Source organism: Mesorhizobium sp. ZC-5 (assembly GCF_025753855.1).
Lineage (GTDB): Bacteria > Pseudomonadota > Alphaproteobacteria > Rhizobiales > Rhizobiaceae > Neomesorhizobium.
Genome location: NZ_JAOWPT010000004.1, coordinates 161,114 through 180,590, shown reverse-complemented (window position 1 = coordinate 180,590; position 19,477 = coordinate 161,114). Strand labels below are relative to the sequence as shown.

At 63.7% G+C, this 19,477-nt stretch carries 20 protein-coding genes; 12 read left to right on the top strand and 8 right to left on the bottom strand.

The annotated features are described in order from the left end of the window. Positions 1–278 precede the first annotated feature (278 nt). On the top strand, positions 279–608 hold the full coding sequence (locus OHD58_RS13045) for a hypothetical protein (protein ID WP_263804216.1): 330 nt from the start codon (positions 279–281) through the stop codon (positions 606–608). 37 nt (positions 609–645) lie between these two features. Here the strand turns inward: OHD58_RS13045 and OHD58_RS13040 are convergent, their stop codons facing one another. After that, positions 646–1,098 carry an Lrp/AsnC family transcriptional regulator gene (locus tag OHD58_RS13040; protein ID WP_263803786.1) on the bottom strand — a complete coding sequence of 151 codons (453 nt, stop codon included), beginning with the start codon at positions 1,096–1,098 and terminating at the stop codon, positions 646–648. Between the two features lie 169 nt (positions 1,099–1,267). Here OHD58_RS13040 and putA point away from each other — a divergent pair, with 169 nt between their 5' ends. Continuing rightward, on the top strand, positions 1,268–4,894 hold the full coding sequence (gene putA, locus OHD58_RS13035; RefSeq protein WP_263803785.1) for a bifunctional proline dehydrogenase/L-glutamate gamma-semialdehyde dehydrogenase PutA: 3,627 nt from the start codon (positions 1,268–1,270) through the stop codon (positions 4,892–4,894). Positions 4,895–5,185: 291 nt separating this feature from the next. On the opposite strand, the gene OHD58_RS13030 is transcribed toward putA, so the two are convergent. The 4 genes from OHD58_RS13030 to OHD58_RS13015 form a co-directional block, all read right to left on the bottom strand. After that, complete coding sequence (locus OHD58_RS13030) at positions 5,186–5,500, bottom strand: antibiotic biosynthesis monooxygenase family protein (protein ID WP_263803784.1); 315 nt, start codon at positions 5,498–5,500, stop codon at positions 5,186–5,188. Between the two features lie 12 nt (positions 5,501–5,512). Beyond that, a complete protein-coding gene (locus OHD58_RS13025) occupies positions 5,513–5,767 on the bottom strand; it encodes a hypothetical protein (protein WP_263803783.1) in 255 nt (84 codons plus the stop codon). Positions 5,768–5,843: 76 nt separating this feature from the next. Next, a complete protein-coding gene (locus OHD58_RS13020) occupies positions 5,844–6,287 on the bottom strand; it encodes a hypothetical protein (protein WP_263804215.1) in 444 nt (147 codons plus the stop codon). A 5-nt stretch (positions 6,288–6,292) separates the two neighbouring features. Further along, positions 6,293–8,434, bottom strand: coding sequence for a TonB-dependent hemoglobin/transferrin/lactoferrin family receptor (locus tag OHD58_RS13015; protein WP_263803782.1), 2,142 nt, complete (start codon positions 8,432–8,434; stop codon positions 6,293–6,295). 292 nt (positions 8,435–8,726) lie between these two features. Between OHD58_RS13015 and hemP the strand changes: the two genes are divergently transcribed. From hemP to maiA, 6 genes are all read left to right on the top strand, one after another. Next, positions 8,727–8,936: a hemin uptake protein HemP gene (hemP, locus tag OHD58_RS13010; RefSeq protein ID WP_412177209.1), complete on the top strand. Its 210-nt coding sequence runs from the start codon at positions 8,727–8,729 to the stop codon at positions 8,934–8,936. A 9-nt stretch (positions 8,937–8,945) separates the two neighbouring features. Next, entirely contained in the window at positions 8,946–10,007 is a 1,062-nt protein-coding gene (locus tag OHD58_RS13005; protein ID WP_263803781.1) for a hemin-degrading factor, read from the top strand. A gap of 8 nt (positions 10,008–10,015) precedes the next feature. Continuing rightward, entirely contained in the window at positions 10,016–10,912 is an 897-nt protein-coding gene (locus OHD58_RS13000) for a heme/hemin ABC transporter substrate-binding protein (protein ID WP_263803780.1), read from the top strand. Positions 10,913–10,918: 6 nt separating this feature from the next. Then, positions 10,919–12,019 (top strand): FecCD family ABC transporter permease, encoded by a 1,101-nt coding sequence (locus tag OHD58_RS12995; protein ID WP_263803779.1) that lies wholly within the window; start codon positions 10,919–10,921, stop codon positions 12,017–12,019. Between the two features lie 10 nt (positions 12,020–12,029). Further along, positions 12,030–12,821, top strand: coding sequence for a heme ABC transporter ATP-binding protein (locus OHD58_RS12990; protein ID WP_263803778.1), 792 nt, complete (start codon positions 12,030–12,032; stop codon positions 12,819–12,821). Between the two features lie 97 nt (positions 12,822–12,918). Further along, complete coding sequence (maiA, locus tag OHD58_RS12985; RefSeq protein WP_263803777.1) at positions 12,919–13,551, top strand: maleylacetoacetate isomerase; 633 nt, start codon at positions 12,919–12,921, stop codon at positions 13,549–13,551. A gap of 39 nt (positions 13,552–13,590) precedes the next feature. Here the strand turns inward: maiA and rirA are convergent, their stop codons facing one another. Together rirA and OHD58_RS12975 are read right to left on the bottom strand one after the other, a co-directional pair. Next, positions 13,591–14,052 (bottom strand): iron-responsive transcriptional regulator RirA, encoded by a 462-nt coding sequence (rirA, locus tag OHD58_RS12980; protein ID WP_263803775.1) that lies wholly within the window; start codon positions 14,050–14,052, stop codon positions 13,591–13,593. 172 nt (positions 14,053–14,224) lie between these two features. Then, on the bottom strand, positions 14,225–14,938 hold the full coding sequence (locus OHD58_RS12975) for a DNA helicase (RefSeq protein ID WP_263803774.1): 714 nt from the start codon (positions 14,936–14,938) through the stop codon (positions 14,225–14,227). Between the two features lie 457 nt (positions 14,939–15,395). Here OHD58_RS12975 and OHD58_RS12970 point away from each other — a divergent pair, with 457 nt between their 5' ends. From OHD58_RS12970 to OHD58_RS12955, 4 genes are read left to right on the top strand one after another with little or no spacing between them, the layout of a single operon-like run. Next, positions 15,396–15,803: a DUF1254 domain-containing protein gene (locus OHD58_RS12970; protein WP_263803773.1), complete on the top strand. Its 408-nt coding sequence runs from the start codon at positions 15,396–15,398 to the stop codon at positions 15,801–15,803. Positions 15,804–15,814: 11 nt separating this feature from the next. After that, a complete protein-coding gene (locus OHD58_RS12965; protein WP_263803772.1) occupies positions 15,815–16,120 on the top strand; it encodes a hypothetical protein in 306 nt (101 codons plus the stop codon). Next, positions 16,053–16,652 carry a DUF1214 domain-containing protein gene (locus tag OHD58_RS12960; RefSeq protein WP_263803771.1) on the top strand — a complete coding sequence of 200 codons (600 nt, stop codon included), beginning with the start codon at positions 16,053–16,055 and terminating at the stop codon, positions 16,650–16,652. The genes OHD58_RS12965 and OHD58_RS12960 overlap by 68 nt, the downstream gene beginning before the upstream one ends. A 10-nt stretch (positions 16,653–16,662) precedes the next feature. Continuing rightward, a complete protein-coding gene (locus tag OHD58_RS12955) occupies positions 16,663–18,069 on the top strand; it encodes a DUF1254 domain-containing protein (RefSeq protein WP_263803770.1) in 1,407 nt (468 codons plus the stop codon). 91 nt (positions 18,070–18,160) lie between these two features. Here the strand turns inward: OHD58_RS12955 and OHD58_RS12950 are convergent, their stop codons facing one another. After that, entirely contained in the window at positions 18,161–19,465 is a 1,305-nt protein-coding gene (locus OHD58_RS12950) for a metal-dependent hydrolase family protein (protein WP_263804213.1), read from the bottom strand. Positions 19,466–19,477: the final 12 nt, after the last annotated feature.

The window sequence follows — 19,477 nt, the reverse complement described above, 5'->3', positions numbered from 1 at the left end:
CTGATGGCAGATCGGTGTGGTGTTATCCTGCAAGGACAGTCTGCTTCGGAACGATGGCCGAACAAGTTGATCGATGTATCTCGTTCGCTTCGGAATCTTGAAGGCCGACGGGTGGCCAGGCAGGGCTGGATGTTTATTATGCCAACGTCGCCAAGCACCACGAGGAAGGCGACGTGACCTGCGTGATTCCGGTTGCGCGCAACCGGCCTGCGGGTCAAATCTCTCGGAGGATCGTTGTGACTAGAACGGGGATATTGGCTGCGGTCATTGGCGGCACGATGATAATAGCAACCGTGCAATCCCGGGCAGACCCGCTCAAGACCATGGATGACGTCGGAGCGGCGCTGATGGAATGCTGGTCGCCGCCGTCCGGCACGGACGGAGCATTCGTCACCTTGAGTTTCAGCTTCAAGCGCGACGGGAGCTTGATCGGCACGCCGCGACCGACTGCGATCAACGTCGAGGGAGACCAGAAGGCAAGGGAGGCGTTCGTTGCCGCGGCCATCGCGGCGATGGACAAATGCCTGCCATTGGAGTTTGCGCCATCGTTGGCGGCTGGGATCGCGGGCAGGGTTTACACGCTGGAGTTCAAATCCCCCGAAAACTGATTGATCGATGGATCTCTTCGGGTGGACTTTGCAGCGCCTACCTGTCCTTCACCGTCTCCATCGCCACGAAGGTCGAGGTCTGGGCGACGTGGGGCAGCGCCGAGATGCGCTCGCCGAGCACGCGGCGGTAGGCGGCGATGTCGCGGGTGCGCACCTTCAGGAGATAGTCGAAGCTCGCCGCCATCATGTGGCACTGCTCGATCTCCGGCACGGCCCGGACGGCGCGGTTGAATTCGTTGAGTGCCAGCGAGCGGGTGTCCGACAGTTTCACCTGCACGAAGGCGACGTGGCCTTCGCCCATCTTCTCGCGGTCGATGACGGCGGAATAGCCGCGGATATAACCGTCCTTCTCCAGCCGCCGTACGCGCGCCTGCACCGGCGTCTTCGACAGCCCGACCTTGGCCGCCAGTTCGGCCATCGAAAGACGGCCGTCGCGCGCCAGGGCGGCGAGCATGTTGCGGTCGATACGGTCCAGTTGATCTGAATTCATCAAATTTATGGTCCAAATGGGATTCTTCAGAACCCTTGATAGGCTGTTTGATCGCGATTTTCCAGTTCTTCAGTCGGCCGGCTGATTCCGGCCGTGCTATAGAGCCGCCACCGTGTGCTTGCCGAAGCGCGGATTCCGGATCACTCTCAATCGACCGACGGGGGAAAGCATGCCAGCGCAGAAACTCGACGCCATCCGCCAGAAGATCCGCGACAACTACCTGCCCGACGAGGCGGAAGCGGTGAAGCGGCTGGCGGGCACCGCCGGGCTTTCCGCCGACGACCGCAAGGCGATCTCGAAGCGCGCCGCCGACCTGGTGCGGGCGGTGCGCTCGTCGTCCGATCCGCGGCTGATGGAGGTGTTTCTTTCCGCCTATGGCCTGTCGACCAAGGAAGGCGTGGCGCTGATGTGCCTGGCCGAGGCGCTGCTGCGCGTGCCCGACGCCGAGACCATGGACGATTTGATCCGCGACAAGATCGCGCCGCATGACTGGTCGGCCCACTCGGGTGGTTCCTCGTCGATCTTCGTCAATGCCTCGACCTGGGCGCTGATGCTCACTGGCAAGGTGCTGGAGGAAGACGAGGACGATGGCGGCATCGAGCGGACGCTGCGCGGCATGATGCGGCGGCTCGGCGAGCCGGTGATCCGCACCGCGGTCGCGGCGGCGATGCGCGAGATGGGCGAGCAGTTCGTGCTTGGCCGCACCATCAAGGAAGCGGTGAAGCGCGGCCGGCCGTTCAGCCAGAAGGGTTATCTCTATTCCTACGACATGCTGGGCGAGGCAGCGCGCACCGAAGCCGACGCGCTGCGCTACCTGCGCGCCTATGCCGACGCGATATCCTCGCTGAACAGCGGCTCGACCGGCACCGACATCCGCCAGAACCCGGGCATCTCGGTGAAGCTCTCGGCGCTGCACCCGCGCTATGAGGTGGCGCAGAAGGAAGCGATGCTGCCCATAATGGCCGAGCGGCTGCTCGGCCTCTGCATCGCCGCCCGCCACGCCCGCATGGGCCTGAACATCGACGCCGAGGAGGCCGACCGGCTCGACCTGTCGCTCGATGTGATCGAACGCGTGCTTGCCGATCCGGAGCTTGCTGGCTGGAACGGTTTCGGTGTCGTCGTGCAGGCCTACGGCCCGCGCGCGGCCTTTGTCATCGACTGGCTCTATGCGCTGGCGCAGAAACTCGACCGCAAGATCATGGTGCGGCTGGTCAAGGGCGCCTATTGGGATACCGAAGTGAAGCGTGCCCAGGCGATGGGGCTTTCCGGCTATCCGGTGTTCACGCGCAAGGCAAATACCGACGTTTCCTACATCGCCAACGCGAAAAAGCTGCTCGGCATGACCGACCGCATCTACCCGCAGTTCGCCACCCACAATGCGCATACGGTGGCAGCGGTGCTGGCGATGGCGGGCGGCGACCGCGACAGCTTCGAGTTCCAGCGACTGCATGGCATGGGCGAAGCGCTGCACGAGACGGTGCGCAAGGCGGAAGGCACGCGCTGCCGCATCTATGCGCCGGTGGGCGCGCATTCCGACCTGCTCGCCTATCTGGTGCGCCGACTGCTGGAAAACGGCGCCAACTCTTCCTTCGTCCACCAGATCACAGACGAGGATGTGAAGGCAGAGGATATCGCCCGCGATCCGCTGGAGACGGTGGAAGCCCAGGGCCCGGCTGCCAACCCGAACATCGCAAAACCGTCGACGATCTTCGGCGCGGGGCGGGTGAATTCGCAAGGCTGGGACATCACCGACCAGAACACGCTGGACAGGATCGAAAAGGAGCGGGCGGCGTTTGCCGGGCAGAATTTCTGGTCGGCCAGGCCGATGACGCGTGCTGCCGGTTACGGCACGGCGCGCAAGATCGCCAATCCGGCGAAACCCGGCGATATCGTCGGCACCGTGCACGAGGCTAAGGCGAGCCAGGTGCCGGTCGCGGTCAAGGCGGCCGCCGAGGCGCACAAAGCCTGGGCGGCCAAACCCGTCGCGCAGCGCGCCGCGACGCTGCGGCGTGCCGCCGACCTCTACGAGGCGAATGCCGTCGAGTTTTTCGCGCTGGCAACGCGCGAGGCGGGAAAAACACTGGCCGACGGCGTTGCCGAGGTGCGCGAGGCGGTCGACTTTTTGCGCTATTATGCGGCCGAGGCCGAGAAGGCTGAAGCGGGCACCGAGGCGCGCGGCGTCATCGTCTGCATCTCGCCGTGGAATTTTCCGCTGGCGATTTTTACGGGTCAGGTCGCGGCCGCACTTGTCACCGGCAATGCGGTGATCGCCAAGCCGGCCGAGCAGACGCCGCTGATTGCCGCCCGCGCCGTTGCTCTGCTGCGCGAGGCTGGCATCCCCGACGACGTGCTGCAGCTTCTGCCGGGCGACGGCCCGTCGGTCGGCGGCCCGCTGACCGCCGACCCGCGCATTGCCGGCGTCTGCTTCACCGGCTCGACCGAAGTGGCGAAGCTGATCGAGAAACAACTGGCGGAGACCGCAGCACCCGATGCCATGCTGATTGCCGAGACCGGCGGGCTGAACGCGATGATCGTCGATTCCACCGCGCTGCCGGAACAGGCCGTGCGCGACATCCTTGCCTCGTCGTTCCAGAGTGCCGGCCAGCGCTGTTCGGCGCTGCGGCTGCTCTATGTGCAGAAGGACGTCGAGAAAAAGATGCTGGAGATGCTGGAGGGCGCCATGGCTGCGCTCACCGTTGGCGACCCGTGGGCATTGTCGACCGATGTCGGTCCCGTGATCGACGACGAGGCGAAAAAATCGATCGAGGCGTACAGCGCGGCCCTCACCGAGAAGGGCAAGCTGGTCGCCAGGCGCGAGGCGCCGGATGGCGGCCGTTTCGTGGCGCCGCAGGTGTTTCGCGTCAAGGGCATCGAAGACATGGAAAAGGAGGTCTTCGGGCCGGTCCTGCATGTCGCGACGTTCGAGGCCGAAGACATCGGTAAGGTGATTTCGTCAATCAACCGAAAGGGTTACGGTTTGACCTTCGGGCTGCATACTCGCATCGAGGCGCGTGTGCAGGAGATTGTCGACGGCGTGCATGCCGGCAATATCTATGTCAATCGCAACCAGATCGGGGCCGTCGTCGGCTCGCAGCCGTTCGGCGGCGAAGGGCTTTCCGGCACCGGACCGAAGGCTGGCGGGCCGCATTATCTGCGCCGTTTTCGCCGCTCGGCAAGCGCCGGCAGTGAGCAGCCCGATGCCCAGGCGATCGCCGTAAAATCGCTGATCGAACATCTGCCCGATCCGGCGATGGGCGGCTGGGCGACGCGTCCCGACCGCATCGCCATCCTGCGCAAACATCTGCGCGGCAAAGGCGCCGAGCCGATCGCCGCTTCGGCGGGGGTCGATTTCGGTCCGGTCGACCTGCCCGGACCGACCGGCGAAGCAAACACGCTCAGCCTTTTTCCGCGCGGCCGCGTGCTCTGCTTGGGGCCGGATGCCGATACGCTGCTTGCCCAGGCGATTCAGGCGCTGGCAGCCGGCAATGGCGTGCTGGCCGTGGCGCCGGGCGCCGCCGCAGCACTCTCGTCGCTGACCGGGAAGGGGCTGCCGATCGCAGCGCTCGACGGCAATGTAGATCCGGAAAACCTCGGGAATCTTGTAGTCGACGTGGTGGCGAGTTCGGCAGAGGAGGGGACGCTGCGCGGCCTTCGGCGGGCGCTGGCGGGACGGAAAGGTCCGATCGTGCCGCTGGTGACGGAGATCATCAACCCGGCGGCCTACGCGCACGAACGCGCCGTCTGCGTCGACACCACGGCGGCCGGCGGCAATGCGAGCCTGCTGACGGCGGCTTAGAGACGGGGTGAGTGGTGCGTCCTTCGAGGCTCGCCCCACAAACATTGCGCCAAACTTGCAAATGGCATCGAGGGCTCGCACCTCAGGATGAGGGCGGTTGGCGCACCCTCGCTAATCCTGAGATGTCGACGCCTTGCTGAATGGAGTGTGCCCTTCGGAGTTGGCGACGACGGATCCATCCGGCGGTTAGCGCCAACGATCCTCATCCTGAGGTGGGAGCCTGCTGGCCGCAGCCGATTGCGCGCCAATCTTGACGGGCGAGCCTCGAAGGACGCACCGCCGTCAAAAACTTCAAGCCCCTTCGACGACCGAAAAACCCTCGAACTGCGGGTGGCCGAGATAGACCGTCTTGTTGTTGCCGGCGTTCTTGTGCGCGTCGCGGAAGTTCTGCGACTTCGTCCAGGCGACGAAATCCTCGTGCGAAGCCCAGACCGTGTGGGAGGCGAACAGCGTATAGCCTTCGGCCTCGTTGACCGGCCCGCGCAGGAGATGGAACTGCTGGAATCCCTTCATCTCGGACAGGCTGGAATCGCGGTTCTTCCAGACGTTCTCGAACGCCTCTTCCGAGCCGTTCTGCACCTTGAAGCGGTTCATCGCGATGTACATGGTTGGTTCCTTTCAAAGCTTGCGTTTGCTGGCGTGTTGAAAACTGGTGCACGGACGGGCGGGGAAGGCAAGCACGCCGTCCGGCAAATCCGTCGTGCCGATGCCGACCGGACTCGGCCCCGCCTGAGTGCGGTCCTGCGGCTGCAGGACGACGACGTTTGGATGCCGCGCGGTTTCGTGCTGCCGCTGGAACAGCGCGAGCAGTTCAGGCCTCAGCCCGTCGCCGCGCGCCGCGGCGATTGTGTGCAGTCTGGTCAGTCCGTTCATTTCATTGTCCGTAAGCGGCATGTCCCGGATAGCCCGCTGCATCGCGAGGCGTTAGTCCGGTCGTCCGCGGTTGTCTTCAGAGACCGAATGTGACGCTGGTTTTCGTATCGGTCTTGAGTTGACGGGTGCAGGCTGCCGGCTCGATGCCGCCCCCCGTGCATTCCGTCGCGTGGTTGATCAGCACGCGGCTGATCTTGCCGCAGTCGGCTCCCGCAAGGTCGAAGCGGCTGACCTTGGTCTTGCCGACGGGAAGTTCCTTGAAATCGAGCACCATCAGCCTGTCGACGACGCCTTCGGCATTGAACAGGGCGATCTCGAAGGCGGCTTGGGCAAGCTCGCCGCCGAGACCGTTGTTCACCACGAAGGTCAGGCGGCAGCCCTTTTCCGAGGGCTGCAGCGCGTTGAGTTCGAGGGTGAGGACCGGTGCCGGCGCGGCATCCCCAGACTGCGCCAGCACCGGCATGGGCGACATCGCGACCGCCGCGGTCAGAAAACGGGCGAACGCCGCCGGTTTCAACATACTCATTACCCTCCAAAACGCATGGTTGCAGCAAGCTTCAGCGTCACGCCGGGCTCGTAGATGGTCGTCGTGGCCGACGAGTTAAGCGGGTTCGCATATTTGACGTCGAAGATGTTGTCGGCGCGGAAGTCGACCTTGAAGTCCTCGGTCGCCTGGTAGCTGGCGAAGGCGTTGACCAGCGTATAATCCTCCGCGGTGTCGTTGCCCTCCGGGGCGCCGTTGTACTGGACTTCGCCGCCGATGGTCAGCTTGTCCTCGAGGAAACGGAAGCCGACCTGCGCGGTGACCTGCGACGACGGGATGGTGAGAAGATCTTCCGTTACGCCTTCGTAGGAAACGGTGTGGCCGTCGATGATCGAAGCCGAAAGCCCGACAAATCCCCAGCCGGCTTCGTAAACGCCTTCAAGCTCGAAACCCTTGATCTCGGCATTGGCGTAGTTCTGGTACTGGAAGCAGATCGGAATGACGCCGGGGCCGGGAATGAACGGGCAGCCGCTGGTCGGGTCGAACGCCGACAGCGTGGTGCCGCCGATATAATCATCCACGTCGTTGTTGAAGTAGGCCGCCTTGAGGCGCAGCCCGTCATCGGCGGCGAAGATGCCGTCCTGGCTGTAGTTAAGGCCGAATTCCCAGGTCTTTGCCGTTTCCGGGCGCAGGTCGGGATTGGGCAGGAACGGGAAGACGACGCCGTTGGGATGCAGCCCGCTGATCAGCGTTTCCGACAGCGAGGGCGAGCGATAGCCTTCCGCGTAGGTGCCGTAGATCTGCAATCCCTCGAGTCCGATCTGCTCGAACGGCGAGACGCCGACAGTAATGCGCGGCGACAGCCGGTCGCCGGAAACGTCGCCTTCGTCATTGTCGAGTTCGTAGCTGTCGTAACGCAGCGCGCCGATCACTTCGAGCCAGTCCCAGGTCAGCTTTTCCTGGATGTAGGCGCCCGAAACGCGGCGGTCGCCGCTCGGCGTGAACAGGTCGCTGCCGCCTTCCGGGCTGGCGGTGTCGACATTGTCGGTGACCCAGTCGCCGCCGTAAGTGAGTTCGTGCGAGACCGTGCCGGTATCGAACCGCGACGTGTTCCAGATGTCGATGCCGGTGGTGTCGAGATCGTACGTGGTCTGCGAGCCTGCCGGGACGGTGATCGGCAAGCCGGTGATGGAGCTGAAACGCCTCACGTCGCGCAGATAGGTCTGGTCGAGGTCGGCCTGGTTGTAGGCAAGATTGACGTGCAGGTCGAGCCAGCTCTTGTCTTCGTCGGTGATGTTGTAGCGTGCCGTGAACGTGTTCTGCTTGACGCCGAGATCGTAGGCGTTGGAGCCTTCCGTCCAGCTGTCGTCGGCGCCGACCCAGCCGAGCTTCAACTCGCTGTTCTCGCTCGGGCGGATGGTCGACTTCAGCATGCCGCTGAGCACGTCGAAGGCGGAACCCTCGACTTCGTCGCCGTCGCCGTCTTTGTAGTTGCCGAAGTCGCGGTAGACGATATTGCCGAGGACGTCGGCCGCGTCGTTGAACTTGTAGGCGCCGGTGGCGCTGGTGGTCCAGCCCTGGCCGTTGGTGTCGTAGCGGCCTGTGACCGAGGCGCCCCAGGTTTCACCCGGACGCAGGAAGTCGATGGCGTCCTTGGTCTCGAAGAAGACGACGCCGCCGATGGCGCCGGAACCATAGGTGTTGGCGACCGGGCCGCGGATCACGTCGACCTGTTTGACCAGTTCAGGGTCGATCCACACCATCGACTGGGTGCCGTGGCCGGAGCGCTGGAAATTCTGCCGCGCCCCGTCGACGATGACGGCCACGCGGCCGAAATCCTGCAGGCCGCGAATGTTGACGCTGGAGGCGGTTCTGTTGGCATCGGTCTGCAGGGCGACGCCGGGGACGCCGAAGAGCAGATCCTGCGGGGTGGCGGCCATGCGGCGGTCGATCTGTTCCTGGTCGACCTGGCTGGTCGAGGCAAGGCTTTCGATCGAGGTTTCGCCGGTGCGGCTGACTACAAGCACGCGGTCGAGAAGCGTGGTGCCGGCGCTGTCCTGCGCCAGTGTTTCGCCCTGTGCCTGTCCTTCGGCGGGGGGCGCGCCGGCGGCTGGCTGCGTGGTTTCCTGCGCCTGCGCAGGCATGCCGAAAACAGCGAGCGCCGCTACTCCGGCCAAAAGCATGGGCCTTGTTCGAAAGGCAGGCGATTGCCTGCCTTCAGCCCGAGATACACCCCACTCCGTCTGCCTAGAATCGACAGGCCCCATTCCCGTTCTCCACAAAATTGCTGCTGGATGCGGGCTGGCGATCTCGCTGGCTGGCATTTCCGTCGTTCGTTGCCTAAAATCTTGACTCGAATACTCCGGTATTGCACTCCCTATTAAACCTGATAATTAGTGTCAAGAATTCAGTTTGGGATTCACGAAAACCGCCCAGCAAGCTGATGCAAGCCCCGCGCAAAAAGGGACCAGTCACGTGAACAGCCACAACCCATTGTACTTCCCGCACAACACCCGCCGTCCGGCTCCGGCGATCGAAAACAGGACCCCGATGATGCGGGCGCCGATGCGCGTGCTGACCAGCCAGTCCCTGTTCGTCGGCGAGCACGAGATCGGCATCGAGCATCACGGTGCGCTCTACCGGCTGAAGATCACCCGGCAGGGCAAGCTGATACTGAACAAGTAGGGGACTGAAATGACTGCATTGGTGAAACCCGCGCCGAGCGAGATCATAAAGGCGCGCGCCGAAAACCCGAAGATGCGCGAGCGCGACCTGGCCGCGCAACTCGGCATTTCGGAAGCGGAATTCGTTGCCGCTTTCGTCGGCGAAGGCGTCACCTGCATCGAGCCGCGCGTCAACGACGTATTGAACGGGCTGGAGGCGGTCGGCGAAGTGATGGCGCTGACGCGCAACGAAAGCGCCGTGCACGAAAAGATCGGCATCTACGACAAGGTCGTCACCGGCAACCACAACGCGATGGTGCTGGGCGAGCAGATCGACCTGCGCATCTTCCCCAAGATCTGGGCGCATGGCTTCGCGGTCGAAAAGCGCGACGGCGACGGGGTCAGGCACAGCCTGCAGTTCTTCGACGAGACCGGCGAAGCGGTGCACAAGGTGCATCTGAGGCCGGCGTCCAATCTTTACGCCTATCAGAAGCTCGTCGCAGAGCTGGTCTCGGCGGACCAGTCGCAATCGGTACGGACGGTGCCGCTCGCAACGGCCAACGACGACAACGCGCCGGAAGACACCGCCAATATCGACGATTTGCGCGACCGCTGGAGCCGGCTCACCGACGTCCACCAGTTCTTCGGCATGCTGAAGGCGCTGAAGCTCAGCCGCCACGAGGCGATCCGCATGGTCGGCCAGGATTACGCCTGGCCGCTCGACGTCGACGCGCTGACCGCGATGTTCAATCACGCGGTGCAGGACCAGATCCCGATCATGTGCTTCGTCGGCAACCGCGGCTGCATCCAGATCCATTCCGGACCGATCCAGAACGTCAAGCCGATGGGGCCGTGGATCAATATTTTCGACGAGACGTTCCATCTGCATCTCAGGCTCGACCACATCCAGGAACTGTGGGCGGTGCGCAAGCCGACCAAGGACGGCCACGTCACCTCGCTCGAGGCTTACGATGCCGACCGCAAGATGATCATCCAGTTCTTCGGCAAGCGGCACGAAGGCCAGGACGAGCGCGGCGACTGGCGCTTCCTCGCCGAGAACCTGCCGCGCGTTCCCCGCTCTACGGCGGCCTAGGAGTGGAGATGCGTTTGTTTTCGTCGTTCAAGGCGCTTGTCGCCGGTGCCGCCCTGGCTTTCGCCTTCGCTGCTTCTCCTGCCCTTTCGGAAGAAACGACAGCGGCCTTGCCGGATGCCGCACGCGTCGTCGCGATCGGCGGCTCGGTGACCGAGATCGTCTATGCGCTGGGCCTCGAAAAGCGGCTGGTGGCGCGCGATTCGACCAGCGTCTATCCGCAGGCGGTGTTTCAGCTGCCTGACGTCGGCTACATGCGGCAGCTGTCGCCGGAAGGCGTGCTTTCGGTGAACCCCGATGCGATCATCGCGCTCGAAGGCAGCGGCCCGCGCGAGACGGTCGATGTCCTGAAGAAGGCCAGCGTGCCTTTCGTCATGGTGCCGGAAAAGTTCGACCGTGACGGCATTATCGAAAAGATCAAGGTTGTCGGGCATGCGCTGGGCGACGAGGGCAAGGCCGCCGAACTCGCCAGGAGCGTCGAGGCCGATATCGACGCTGCCGAGGCGCTGACCGCCAGGATCACCGAGCGCAAGCGGGTGCTGTTCATTCTCAGCATGCAGGGGGGGAAGATCCTTGCTTCGGGGACCGACACCGCCGCGGACGGCATCATCGCCATGGCGGGCGCGGTGAATGTCGTCAGCGACTATTCCGGCTACAAGCAGCTTTCCGACGAGGCAATCATCGATGCCAAGCCCGACGTCATCCTGATGATGGATCGCGGGGGCGACGACCATGCCGCCACCGGCAACGATCTCTTCGCGCATCCGGCGATCGCGTCGACGCCGGCCGGCCAGGCCAAGAAGCTGATCCGCATGGATGGCGCCTATCTGCTCGGCTTCGGCCCGCGCACCGCCGCCGCGATCCGCGATCTGTCCGCCGCGCTCTACGGCGACGCGGTGCAGAACTGACACATCATGGTCGATCGATCCGCCGACGGCGCGCTGGTCATGGCTGCGCGCCGCAATCCTGATGGTGATCGCAGCGGCAGGGCGCGGCTGGCGATCCTGCTGCTTTGCCTGCTGCTTGCAGCAACTGTGCTGATCAGCCTCGCCTACGGCGCGTCCGACGCGTCGGCCACCGCCGTCCTGTCGGACTGGCTGTTCCAGGCACCCGGCGACGCGCTTTCCGCGCGCGACCGCCTCATCGTCTACGACATCCGCCTGCCGCGCGTCGTGCTCGGTGTGCTGATCGGAGCTGCGCTCGCGGTATCCGGCGCCGTCATGCAGGGCCTGTTCCGCAACCCGCTCGCCGATCCCGGTCTCGTCGGCGTCTCCAGCGGCGCCAGCCTGGGGGCGGTTTCGGTGATCGTGCTCGGCGCCACCTCGCTCGCACCGTTCACCGCGATGCTCGGCATCTACGCACTGCCGGTCGCGGCCTTCGGCGGCGGGCTGGCAGTCACACTGGTTCTCTACCGGGTGTCGACGCGGCGCGGGCAGACCTCGGTCGCGACCATGCTGCTTGCCGGCATCGCGCTCGGCGCGATGGCGATGGCCTTCACCGGCCTGCTGGTCTTCATGGCCGACGACCGCCAGTTGCGCGACCTGACTTTCTGGCAGCTAGGCTCGCTGGCCGGCGCCACCTGGGGCAAGATCGCCACCGCCGGGCCGATCATCATGGCGTCGCTGGCGGCGGCACCGTTCCTGGCGCGCGGCCTCAACGCCCTGGCGCTGGGCGAGGCTTCGGCCAGCCATCTCGGCATTCCGGTGCAGCGCTTCAAATATGTGGCGATCGTTGCCGTTTCGGCGTCGGTCGGCGCGTCGGTGGCGGTCAGCGGCGGCATCGGTTTCGTCGGCATCGTGGTGCCGCATCTGCTGCGCCTGGTGATCGGACCCGACAACCGCTATCTGCTGCCGGCTTCGGCGCTACTCGGCGCCAGCCTGCTCTTGCTCGCCGATGCCGTCAGCCGCACCATCGTGGCGCCGGCGGAACTGCCGATCGGCATCGTCACCGCCGCGGTCGGCGCGCCGTTCTTCCTGTGGATCCTGCTGCGCAAGCGCGGGCTGATCGATCTCTAGGGGCAAGAAAATGATCGAAGCACGCGACGTCTCGGTGTCCATCGGCGGCAAGCGCATCGTCCAGAACGTCGATTTCGAGATGCGGCCGGGCGAACTCGCGGCGATCGTCGGCCCCAACGGTTCCGGCAAGACGACTTTCCTGCGCGCGCTGGCGGGCGACCTGCCGCACAGCGGTTCGATCACGATGAACGGCTGCGGGATTTCGCAGATGAAGCCGTGGGAATCGGCGGCGCTGCGGGCCGTGCTGCCGCAGCAGACGGCGCTGTCGTTTCCGTTCACGGTGCGCGAGATCGTCAAGCTCGGCATGCTCAACGGCCGTTCGGGCGTGCTGGCGGGCGAGACGGAGCGGCTGCCCGACCGCGCACTGGCACGCGTCGACCTCGACGGTTTCGCCGGCCGTTTCTACCAGGAGCTTTCCGGCGGCGAGCAGCAGCGCGTGCAGCTTGCCCGCGTGCTCTGCCAGGTGTGGGCGCCGGTGCTGGAAGGCGCGCCGCGCTATCTCTTCCTCGACGAGCCAGTGTCCAGCCTCGACATCAAGCATCAGCTCATCATCATGAACATCGCCCGCGATTTCGCCAGGCGGGGAGGGTGCGTTGTCGCCATCCTGCACGACCTCAACCTGACCGCCATGTACGCCGATCGCATCCACGTCATGCACCACGGGCGGCTTGCCGCCGCCGGCTCGCCGCAGGAAGTGCTCAGTGACGACCTGATCGCGCGGGTGTTCGAGTGCAAGCTGAAGGTCGGCGTGCTGCCGGCCGCAAACATCCCCTTCGTGCTGCCGCAGTCGGCGGGGATTTAGACGGCGAGTCGCAACCCAGCTTCAGTTTGAACCTGTTGCGGACGCATCCCTTGGCGGGCAATCTGGCGTTTCAGGAGCGGAAGAAGCGAATTGAGTTATGCGTTTGTTGTCGCGATGGCAGAATTCGGCAGGCGAACGTGTCCGGATCGCGCTGCGGCTGAAGAACTTGCAGTTCACCTATGTGCCGGTGAGTTCTCTTGCTCCGGGGGAATATAATAGCCTGAATCCTCAAGGCTTGCTGCCTGCATTGGATGTTGGCGGGCGCATCATCGCCCAGTCGTCCGCCATCCTCGATTATCTCGAAGAGACTTACCCCGAGCCGAGCTTGTTGCCGTCCGAGCCAATCACGCGGGCGCAGGCCCGGGCGTTCGGAGCGCTTATCGCATCCGAGATGCACGCGATAACGGTTCAGCGCGTGAGGCGCTTCCTGCAAGACGAGCTTGCGGTCGACGAGACGGGCGTCACCCGGTGGGTGCGAAACTGGATGGCGCTCGGATTTGAAGCGCTCGAAGCGACGTTGGCCCAACGCACGAGCCAATGGCCGTTCTGTTTTGGCGATGAACCGGGATGGGCGGATTTGCATCTTGTCCCGCAAATGAGCACCGCGCGCCGCCTCGGTTGCGAGCTTGCCGCCTATCCCTTGCTGCTGGCCGTGGAGGATCGCTGCAATCGGCTCGATGCCTTCCGCTTGTCGCAGCCCGAGGCGCAACCGGACTTTCTCGTTCCGTGATATTGGTCCCGGCGTGACCCGTTTCCCGGTCTTGCCCGTTCAACTCGCCAGGGCAGGCCGGTCCAGCAGGTCGATGCCGAGCAGGGCGCGCACGTTGGGCCGCGCCTTGACCAGATCGGCGATCGAATAACGCTCGAGCACGCCGAAAAAGGCGTTGAGCGCTTCGCGCAGCGCCGAGTTCAGCGCGCAGCTGTCGACCAGCGGGCATTCGGTCGCGTCGTTCTCGAAGCACTCCGCCATGGCGAAGTTTTCCTCGGTGACACGCACGACATCGAACAGATTGATGTCCGCTGCGGGCTTGCCGAGCCTGACGCCGCCATTACGGCCGCGCACCGTCTCGACGAGGCCATGCTCGACCAGCGGCTGCAGGATCTTGAACAGGAAGAGTTCGGACACCGTGTAGGCGGCGGCGATTTCAGGGATGCGGCTCAGCCGTCCCTCATTCGCCGCGCAGTACATCAGAATCCGGATCGCATAGTTGGTTTGGCGGGTAAGCCGCATCGCTCGTCCTCGGAGTCGCAGGTTGAAAACGAATATGGACTACAGTTTAGAATTATTCCAGATCGGAAATGCATAAGTTGAAAGAAAAAGTCAACTTAATTGAGGCGCAGGAAGCGGCGCTATCGCTTCCCACGCCGTTTTTGGCGCGTCGGCGCGGATTTTCGCTTGATCGTCAGCCTGCCGCCCGGAACCGCACCTCGCCCTGGTTCAGGAAGCAGGTCTTGTTGAACAGCGTCAGGTCCAGCGGGTTCGGCAACCGGACATCCCTGATATCGGGACATGGTTTCGCCGACGGATCGTAGGACCGATCGATCTGCGAGATGAAGACCATGATCAGCCCGCGTTCACGCGCAAATGATTTCAGCATGCCGATCTGGATTGCCAGTTCCGGGTTCTCCCGCCGCTGGTCGAGCAATTGCAGATAGTCGACGACGACCAGCGTGCCGCGAGGCGCCGATGCCAGCGTCTTGGCGATATATTCCGCGCTGATGACGTCGGAATTGTCGAATTCGAACAGGTGGTCGAATTGCGCCAGATCCACGCAGAGATCGCGGAACCGGTCCCGAAGGTCCTTTTCGGTGTATTCCAGCGTAAAGAACACACTGCAATTGCTGGACTTCATCGCCTCCACGGCAAGTTCGAGGCTCATCAAGGTCTTGCCCTGGCCCGGCCTTGCCCCTACCAGCACGAGGTCGCCGGGAGACAGCCGCGCAAACAGCTTGGCGGCCGGCGCCGCGGCGGATGCCCTGGCCACGAGCGCGCTCCAACCGCTCACGCCCTCCTTGAAGGCAAGGCGGTCAAGCGCTTGATGCAACGGAATATTCTCCTGACGGGACAGGAGCCTGGCTTGGCGCTTCAGATGATAGATCGGCGCGGATAGCTTCATCGAAAAACCTCCTATTGCGAGCAGGTACCGCAGTCCCTCCTTGTGCGTGATGCTCGAACAGTTGGCTCGACGATCAAAACGGCCCTGTATGAAAGATACTTTCCCGGCGGAGGGGGGAGGCATGGGCTGCGCCAGAATCAGATCATACCCCAAACCTCGCCGATGGAAAATTGTCTGGGGCCGGCGCCATCCGACGAAATCTGCCGTCGCCATTTAGGTGGAATGCAGTCATCGCCAGCAGCCTTGCACGAGCGCTTCGCGCCTCGTCTGGATAATCATATGTCCGGAAGCGTCAGATTTTCGGTGCGCTTAATCAATGTCATTACTGCCAGGTGCTTCGTCTCTACCGTTCGTCCGCGTAGTATGCTTAGAATATTCGGCGAGGTGTGCCGTTTGGCGAATTGAAGGCTTTGCGGTTCTACTTGCAGTGGTTTGTCCTGACTCGGAGGCCAGTCCAGTGTCCGCACAGCAACAGCTCAGTGATCAAGACATCAGTGATTCCTATATCTACCTGCTCGGGCGCCTTCTGATCACCAGGCAGCAGCAGCTCGATTTCCAGGAAGGTTTCAAATGGAACGAACTGGTCCATCGCAAACCGGGCGAGGTCGATTGGCCTAACCCCAATCTCGACGTCGCCTACTCCGAGGCATGGGTCGCGGCCGACGAATCGAGTTGCACGATCGTCACCGTGCCCAAGGTCGAGGGCCGCTACTATACGGTCCATTTCCTCAACGGCTGGGGCGAGACCATCGCCAACATCAACGAGCGCCTGTTCCGAAGCGGCCGTTCGGCGACTTCGCAATATGCCTCAGGGGCACGAACGTCGCGGTCCCCACGGGAGCAACCCGCATCGATCTACCCGTGAAATATTCCCGTGTGCTTGCGCGCATCGAGCTCGGCTCCGATCCCGACGCGGCAATAGCCTTGCAACATCAGTTCAAGTTCCGCGCGACGGGCACGCCGAAGCTGCCGGAAATTCCCAAGACACCGATATTCGAACTGGAATCGCTGCCGGGCGTCGAAGCGTTCGACGCCGCCGGGATCGCGCTCGATAGCGAGGTGGATCTCAGCGTCGGGCTGGAGCCGCTGGGTGACAAAGCCCGCGCCATCGCGAATGCCATCAAGGATCCGGCGGAGCGGGGCGCGCGTCGATCAGGTGATCCGCAGCCACGCCTTCGCTGATATCGGTAAGGCCAGCGCGCGCATCGGCCACGGCACCGTGCAGAATGGCTGGGCGCGTCCCGGTGTGGTTGGAGAATATGGCCTCGATTATCTGGCGCGCATGATGGTCAACAACGGCGGCATCTGGGCCAACATCAAGCCGGAAGTCCTCTATTATCGGGGAAGTGTGGATCAGGCCGGCGCGGACCTCTCGAGTGACAACGTCTATACGCTGACGTTCCCCAAGGATGGGCTGCCCGCCCAGTACGCGACGTTCTTCTGGTCGGTGATCGCCGTGGACAGCCATCGCTTTCGCGTGCTGCCCAATCCGCTCAACAAATATCTGATCAACAACCAGTCCGGGGTGCAATACAATCCGGACGGCTCGCTTACGCTTTACTTCGCCGATCAGAAGCCGGCCGACGCGCCCGACGCCAACTGGCTGCCGACGCCGAAAGGGCAGAAGTATCGCCTCACGTTCCGGTTCTACCGGCCGACCGAAGGCGTCGCGAACGGCACCTATTATCCGCCCGCCTTGATCAAGACGAAGTAGGGGAAGCTCGATGGACAATCCGCAACCCCTGCCGCCTTCGCCGAACTGGGCCGCCGCGATGCCCTCCGGGCCGGATGCGCGCGTGAAGATCACCGAGGCTTACGCCGCCCACGTCGCGCGCGACGCCTTCTTCTGGGCTTGGCCGCTGGTAAACATGTACAACCGGCGTCTCGCGTTCTCGAAGATGAAGGAACACAGGTACGTCGGTCCTTTGCTCGAAGCGCCGCTCAACTCGCTCACCATGCTCACGGACTATGTCAATCCGGAGGAGCGCAACGTCGCCTGTCCCAACCAGGATGTCGTCTACGGCCTCGGTCTGCTCGCGCTGGATGTTTCCCCTGTCGTCATTCAGGTGCCGGATTTCGGCGATCGGTTCTGGGTCTACCAGATCGTCGATCTGCGCACCGACAGCTTCGCCCAGCTTGGCAAGATGCACGGCAGCACTCCCGGCTTCTACCTGCTGGCCGGTCCGGATTGGCAGGGCGAGGTGCCAAAGGGAATCACCAGGGTTTTTCGCGCATCGAGCAACACGGGTCTTGCCGCGCCACGCATCGCGCAGGACGACACGCCGGAAGACAAGCAGGCAATTCAGGATGTCCTGACCGGCATCGTGATGTATCCGCTCGCCGACTATGACGGTCAGATGAAACGCATCGACTGGAGCAAGCTGCCCAAGGTCCCCGGCGCTCCGCCCGGCGAAGAGGAAACGCGGTGGGTGTTTCCCGACAAGTTCTTCGACGAGTTGCCGGCGGTGTTGGCCGACGCACCGCCGCTGCCCGGCGAAGAAGCCCGCTACGCGCAGGTGCTCGCGGTGCTCGCCGCCGCCAAGGATAATCCGAAAATGAAGCAGGCGATGGTCGACGCGGCCAAAGATGCGGAAGAGAAGCTCGTGAATCCGCTGTTCCAGTTCCGCAACTATGGCCAGCAGTTGCCCCACCATTGGAGTACGATCTCCAACGAATCCGCGTTTGGGGTCGACTATTTCACGAGGACGGCTGTTGCGAAGTCGAACATCCTGGTCAATTCACCCGACGAGACGAAGTACTTCTACCAGGACCGCGATGCCTCGGGCGCACGGCTGAACAGCGCGAACCGCTACACGGTGACGTTCGCGAAGGATCAGACGCCGCCCGTGAACGGCTTCTGGTCGCTCTCGATCTACAACGAGCACCATTTCTTCATTGCCAACCCGATCAACCGCTTCTCCGTCGGCACGAAGAACAAGGATTTGAAGCTCGCCGATGATGGTTCGCTCACCATCACAGTGCAGGCCGTAGAGCCGACCGATCCGGTCCAGCGCGCCAACTGGCTGCCTGCGCCGAAAGGCGATTTTTCGCTCTACGTCCGTGCCTACTGGCCGAAACCGGCGGTCATGGACGGCTCATGGGTGCCGCCAGCCGTCGAGAGGGCGAACTAGCCTGCGAGCGGGCTCCAACCGCTCGCGCCTTCTTTGAAGGCAAGGCTGTCAAGCGCCCGATGCGGGGGCAGGGGCGTCGACAAGATGTGCGTTACTTCGCCACCGTGTTCTTGTAGATTTTGCCGTCCTTCATGATGATCTTGAAGTTGTTGGCAGGATCGGCGACCAGGTCGAGATTTTCCAGCGGATTGCCTTCGACGAGCAGGAGGTCGGCAAGCGCGCCTTCCTCGACGACGCCGAGCTTTCCCGGATAGGGGTTGCGCTTGCCGGAAAGCGCCAGCAACTCGGCATTGGTCCCGGTCGCCATGGCAAGTGCCTCGGCCGGCGTGTACCAGCGGCTGAGCGAGGCCAGGATCGCCCCTTGTTGGGTGGCCAGCGCACGCGAGAACAGGATATCGGTGCCCCAGGTCGTATTGATCTTGTACTTCTTCGCCAGCCTGTATGTCCTGTCGATACCGGGCCACACCTCGTCCGCCTTGGCCCGCTCGACCGAACCCTCCGGGAGGTTCGTCCTCATCGCTTCGTGAAGCGGCTGCAAGCCAAGCCAGATGCCTTTGTCCGCGATCAGCTTGGCGTCTTCCTCGCTCATCAGGAAGCCGTGCTCGATATTCTTCACACCGGCCTCAATGGCCATTTCGATCGCTTCCGGTGTGAAGGCATGCGCGGCGACGTAGGTGCCCCAGTTCTCGGCGATTTCGACCGCCGCCCGCAACTCGGGCAAGGTGAAGGTGGTGACATCGAGCGGGCTGTGGGGCGACGACACGCCGCCGCCAGCCGTCACCTTCAGCAGCACAGCCCCCTGCATGAACTGCTCGCGGGCGCGCAGACGCACCTCGTCGGGGCTGTCCACGACTATGCTGCCGCCGGTCCTTTCCATGGGGGTGAACAGGCCGCCGACCCTGCGCGGCAGGTCGCTGGGCTCGCGGAAATCCCCATGTCCGCTGGTCACGGTCATCATCGCGCCGGACGGATAGATGCGCGGCCCCTCGATGATGCCCCGGTCGATCGCGCGCTTGAGGCCGAACGCCGGCCCGCCCACGTCGCGAACGGTGGTGAAGCCGCGCATCAGCGTATCGGTCGCCTCGTCGCCTGCCGCGAGATTGGCGAAGCCGATGTCGCTCATCGCCTCTGCCGGGGTGGTAGCAATCAGCATCGCGTGCCAGTGCGCGTCGATCAGCCCCGGCATCAGCGTCCGCCCGTTGCCGGCGATGCGCTCTGCGCCCGCGGCGTCGATGGGGTCTGTCGAGATGCGCTCGATCACATTGCCCTTGACCAGCACGTTCGACGGCGCCGAGAGCGCATCTCCTTTTCCGTCGAAGACGCGGACGTTTTCGAAAAGGATGTCGTCGGCGCTGGCAGTCGCGCAAAATCCGAGCACGAGAGCCGCCGCAAGCAACTGCCTGCCCGA

What these genes read in the sequence shown, in the direction of transcription:
- OHD58_RS13045 (WP_263804216.1), top strand. Translation starts at nt 279, where the DNA reads ATGATAATAGCAACCGTGCAATCCCGGGCAGACCCGCTCAAGACCATG.
- OHD58_RS13040 (WP_263803786.1), bottom strand. Translation starts at nt 1,098, where the DNA reads ATGAATTCAGATCAACTGGACCGTATCGACCGCAACATGCTCGCCGCC.
- putA (WP_263803785.1), top strand. Translation starts at nt 1,268, where the DNA reads ATGCCAGCGCAGAAACTCGACGCCATCCGCCAGAAGATCCGCGACAAC.
- OHD58_RS13030 (WP_263803784.1), bottom strand. Translation starts at nt 5,500, where the DNA reads ATGTACATCGCGATGAACCGCTTCAAGGTGCAGAACGGCTCGGAAGAG.
- OHD58_RS13025 (WP_263803783.1), bottom strand. Translation starts at nt 5,767, where the DNA reads ATGAACGGACTGACCAGACTGCACACAATCGCCGCGGCGCGCGGCGAC.
- OHD58_RS13020 (WP_263804215.1), bottom strand. Translation starts at nt 6,287, where the DNA reads ATGTTGAAACCGGCGGCGTTCGCCCGTTTTCTGACCGCGGCGGTCGCG.
- OHD58_RS13015 (WP_263803782.1), bottom strand. Translation starts at nt 8,434, where the DNA reads ATGCTTTTGGCCGGAGTAGCGGCGCTCGCTGTTTTCGGCATGCCTGCG.
- OHD58_RS13005 (WP_263803781.1), top strand. Translation starts at nt 8,946, where the DNA reads ATGACTGCATTGGTGAAACCCGCGCCGAGCGAGATCATAAAGGCGCGC.
- OHD58_RS13000 (WP_263803780.1), top strand. Translation starts at nt 10,016, where the DNA reads ATGCGTTTGTTTTCGTCGTTCAAGGCGCTTGTCGCCGGTGCCGCCCTG.
- OHD58_RS12995 (WP_263803779.1), top strand. Translation starts at nt 10,919, where the DNA reads ATGGTCGATCGATCCGCCGACGGCGCGCTGGTCATGGCTGCGCGCCGC.
- OHD58_RS12990 (WP_263803778.1), top strand. Translation starts at nt 12,030, where the DNA reads ATGATCGAAGCACGCGACGTCTCGGTGTCCATCGGCGGCAAGCGCATC.
- maiA (WP_263803777.1), top strand. Translation starts at nt 12,919, where the DNA reads ATGCGTTTGTTGTCGCGATGGCAGAATTCGGCAGGCGAACGTGTCCGG.
- rirA (WP_263803775.1), bottom strand. Translation starts at nt 14,052, where the DNA reads ATGCGGCTTACCCGCCAAACCAACTATGCGATCCGGATTCTGATGTAC.
- OHD58_RS12975 (WP_263803774.1), bottom strand. Translation starts at nt 14,938, where the DNA reads ATGAAGCTATCCGCGCCGATCTATCATCTGAAGCGCCAAGCCAGGCTC.
- OHD58_RS12960 (WP_263803771.1), top strand. Translation starts at nt 16,053, where the DNA reads ATGCCATCAAGGATCCGGCGGAGCGGGGCGCGCGTCGATCAGGTGATC.
- OHD58_RS12955 (WP_263803770.1), top strand. Translation starts at nt 16,663, where the DNA reads ATGGACAATCCGCAACCCCTGCCGCCTTCGCCGAACTGGGCCGCCGCG.